This window comes from Nonomuraea sp. NPDC049784, from assembly GCF_040659615.1.
Taxonomy (GTDB): domain Bacteria; phylum Actinomycetota; class Actinomycetes; order Streptosporangiales; family Streptosporangiaceae; genus Nonomuraea.
Genome location: NZ_JBFAMX010000911.1, coordinates 1 through 3,012 on the forward strand (window position 1 = coordinate 1; position 3,012 = coordinate 3,012).

2 protein-coding genes are annotated in these 3,012 nt (G+C 72.5%); one reads left to right on the top strand and one right to left on the bottom strand.

Features of this window, described 5'->3' with window-relative positions:
• On the top strand, positions 1 to 994 hold a 994-nt coding region (locus AB0J09_RS60855; RefSeq protein WP_360713074.1), incomplete at its 5' end, for a hypothetical protein.
• Here AB0J09_RS60855 and AB0J09_RS60860 read toward each other — a convergent pair.
• Positions 956 to 2,899, bottom strand: a complete 1,944-nt coding sequence (locus AB0J09_RS60860) for an alpha-glucuronidase (protein WP_360713077.1) — start codon at positions 2,897 to 2,899, stop codon at positions 956 to 958. The genes AB0J09_RS60855 and AB0J09_RS60860 overlap by 39 nt on opposite strands.
• Positions 2,900 to 3,012 lie beyond the last annotated feature (113 nt).

Here is a 3,012-nt window from a genome sequence, read left to right on the forward strand (position 1 = left end):
CGTGGTGGTCTCCGACGCCCTCGGAGTCTGGCACGACCTGCCGGTCGCACCACCGCGCGAAGGCTCCGCGAAGGTGGACGTGGACCTTGCCGGCCTGGCCGGCCGGGACGGGAAGATCGCTTACCCGCTTTCCGTCCGGGGTTTCCTGGGCAACGCCACCGACGACTCCGCTCACGTGGCCACCGTGACCGCGCTGCGCGCCGACGGCCGGGAATTGGCTCTGCCCGCGGGTCAGCGCTGGTCGGAAGGCACGGAAAGTGGCACAGGGCTGTTCTCGCTGAAGGTGAAGGACGGCGCGGCCGTCGTGCGGCCCGTACCGCTGAGCGCCTCCCCTGCCCGGCCGGTGCCGATCGTGCTCACCGCCGAGCTGGCCGCCTCGGCGAAGCTCGCCACGGGCCGGACCGGCTCCATCTCGCTCGGACGACGACAGCTCCAGGTCGAGCTCGCCGGTGTCGTCGGGCGCATGCCCGGCGTCGCTCTCGACTCGGCCGCCGTCCTCATGGACTGGCAAACCTTGCAGGCCTGGAATCTGGCCGCGGCACGGCCGCCGTTGCCCGCCACCGACTGGTGGCTCGCCGTGGACGGCGACGGGAACGGGGTCCGCGCGGCGGTGGCCGGATCCGGGTGGGACGTCACGGTGATCGGCTCGCCGGATTCGGCGGCCCCATTGCCCGTTCTGCTGGGCGAAGCGATCGCGCTGGGGCTGGTGGCCGCGTTCGGCCTCCTGCTCTGCTCCGCCGCCGCGGGCCGTTGGGTGACCCTGTGGCACGCCGCCGGGGGCACCTTGCTGGGGCTGGGGCTCTGCTACGTCGCGATGCCCCGGCTCGTGCGCGCCTGGCAGGGCGGGCCCGTCACACCCGACGTCGTGCTGGACGTGCCGTGGCCCGCGATCGTCGCCCTGCCCGTGCTGTTGGCGGCTGTCACCGCCGTCGCGCGGTCGTTCGCCGGGCGCTCCCTAGGGGATGCGCCTTCCGTGCGCGTCGGGCACGCCTGACTTGCGGAAGAAATAGGCGTTGATCTGGTCGCGCCACTCCTCGGCGCAGCGGAGCTGCTCGTCGAGGAGGTCCCGCACCCGGGCGTACACGTCGGGGGCCACCGCGCCGGTGTCCGCGAGCTTCTCCCAGAGCAGCCGGGACTCGGCCACCTCCTCGACGCCCGCGAAGTGGGTGTCGTAGATGTGCTGGATGACCGTCGAGCCGCTGTGCAGCACGTGCCCGTACGGAACGTGGTGGAAGAACAGCAGCAACTCGTCGGGGCACCGCTCGAGCGACTCGTAGATGTCCGACCACGGCTCGGGGTACTGGCCGGTGAAGCCGGTGCCGGTGGCGCGCGTGCGGTCCACGCCCACGCCGTCGCGGTCGGCGAAGTGGTACGTGCCCCACGGCGTGTACTCGTACCCGTCCACGTCCGGGCCGTAGTGGTGGCCTGGGCGCACCATGAAGCCGACGCCGAGCGGCGCGGTGTAGCGCTCGTACGTGCGCCACGACCCGTCCATCATGGCGTGCAGGGTGCGCCGCAGCGCCTCGCCGGGCCGCGCGAAGGTGAGGTCCATCCACTCGTCGAGGATGGCGGCCGGGTCGAGGCCCGGGTCCCAGGCGAGGCGGCCGAACGCGTACAGGTTGGCCTGCGCGAGCGGGTGGCCGGTCCAGAAGCGGTCGTCGCCCACGTTGGAGACCGCGACCAGGTCGCCCGCTTCGGCGAGGTCCTCGAACGCGAGGACCTCGCTCCACATCGGAGCCAGGTAGCAGACGTGCCGCTGCTGGCCGGTGTACTCCTGCGTCACCTGCAGCTCCACCGCCAGGCGGGTCCCCTGCATGTCCAGGATCACCGGGGAGACCGGCTCCCGCGTCTGGAAGTCCATGGGGCCGTGCTTGACCTGCAGGATCGCGTTGTCGAGGAACCGGCCGTCGAGCGGGGCGAAATGGTCGTGGGCCGCGCGGGCGCGGTCGGTCGAGCGGTCGCGCCAGTCCTGCCGGTGGTTGTAGACGAAGGCCCGCCAGTGGACGAACCCGCCGAAGGGGGCCAGGGCATTGGCGAGCATGTTCGCGCCGTCGGCGTGGCTGCGCCCGTACGCGAACGGGCCCGGCTGCCCCTCCGAGTCGGCTTTCACGACATATCCGCCGAAGTCCGGAATTATCGCGTAGACGTGCTCGGTGGTCTCCGCCCACCACCTCTGGACGTCCTCGTCCAGCGGGTCGGCGGTGGGGAGGCCGCCGAGCGCGATGGGGGAGGCGAAGTTGACCGACAAATGCACGCGGATCCCGTACGGGCGCAGCTCGGCCGCGATGGCGGCCACCTCGCCGAGCCGGTCGGTCAGCAGGTGGGCCTCGGTGGCGTGCACGTTCACGTTGTTGACCGCGACCGCGTTGACGCCTGCCGCGGCCAGCAGCCGCCCGTAGGCCCGCACCCGGGTCAGGTCCGGGCGCAGCGCGCCGTCCTCCCAGAAGATGGACCCGCCCGCGTAGCCGCGCTCGACCTGGCCCATCACCGGGTGCACGTCGATGTTGTCCCAGTGGTCGAGCATGCGCCGCCGCATCGCGGGCCGGTGGTGCTCGACCGTCCGCTCGCCCTCGAACGCCGCCTCGCCCAGCCGGACGACGTGGAAGAACCCGTAGAGCAGCCCGGCGGGATCGCCGCCGGCCACGGTCGTGACGCCGTCCTGCCGGGAGAGCGCGTATCCATCCTCGCCCTCGGCCTCCGACAGGCTCAGCAGGAGGTCGAACGGCCCTCCGTCTGTGACGCTTCCGCCGTACCGGGCGCAGGCCTGCGCGACCTCCTCCCGCACGGTCTCGGCGAGCGGCCCGTCCGCCCGCACGAGGGTGCGGCGGGAACCGATCGCCCTGAACGCCTCGGGCGGCAGCCACGCCGGATGGACGTCGGTCAGTTCGGGAATGCTCACGGGGCTCCTTCGGTGCGGCACCGAGGGATGAATCTACCGAAACGGCCCCCGCCGAGAGCGGTCAGGGGGCCGCATCAGTCAGGCGCCGCCCGTCCCGGGACGGGCGGCCAACC